Annotated in this window: 1 protein-coding gene; it reads left to right on the forward strand. The window is 65.9% G+C overall.

What is annotated here, in order from left to right; translation table 11 throughout:
* Positions 1–742 (forward strand): ABC transporter substrate-binding protein (locus IQK56_RS30835; protein ID WP_193901996.1); only part of this gene is annotated, 742 nt, incomplete at its 5' end.
* Positions 743–812 lie beyond the last annotated feature (70 nt).

The raw sequence follows: 812 nt of genomic DNA on the forward strand, positions 1-812 counted from the left end.
CGACGGGCGTATCCGCCAGGTCGCCGACCTGTTCGGCAAACGCATCGGCGTGCCGGTGAGCCGCAACAAGGCGCGGGTGGATGTGCTCAAGGCGCTGGCCGAGCACGGTTTGTTCAATGCCTTGCAACTGGCGGGGCTGGAGCCGTCGCAAGTGCGCTTGATCGAGTTGGAGGATGAAGGCGATCCCCACACCTTGCAGCCCGCCGTGCGCCCTTCGGCGTTCTGGGCGCAACTGCATGGCCTGCACGGCAAGCCGGGCCAGGAAGTCCGCGCCCTGGCTGAAGGCCGTGTGGAGGCGGTGCATGTTGCCGCCGGGCATGTGCCGGCGCTGCTTGCCAGCGGTGAATTCACGGTGATCGAAGACCTGGAGCGCTACCCCGACTGGACCCTGAAAAACCACAACGGCCCCTACGCCACCACCGTCAACCGCGCCTTTGCCGAAGAGCAACCGCAGGTGGTCGTGGCGTTCCTGCGCGCAGCGATCCGCGCCGGACGCTGGATCAACCAGCACCGCGACGCGGCCGCCGAGTTGTTCACCCGCGTGACCTTCCTGCCGGATGCCGGGTTTATCCGCCAGGCCATCGCCGAGCTGGATTTCGTGCCGCAACTGGGACCGCAGAACCTCGCCGCCCTGGCGTTGAAAAAGGATTTCCTGGTGCAGCGCGGTTTCTTGCAGAACGACTTCAGCGTGCATGAGTGGGCCCAGCCCGACTTCCTCGCCCAGGCCCACGCCGGGCTCTGACGCCTCAACCAAGGATGACCAATGATTGCTCAGTACCGTAAAACCCTGCTCGCCAGCCTGCTGCTGGCCG

Source organism: Pseudomonas cyclaminis (assembly GCF_015163715.1).
GTDB classification, from domain to species: domain Bacteria; phylum Pseudomonadota; class Gammaproteobacteria; order Pseudomonadales; family Pseudomonadaceae; genus Aquipseudomonas; species Aquipseudomonas cyclaminis.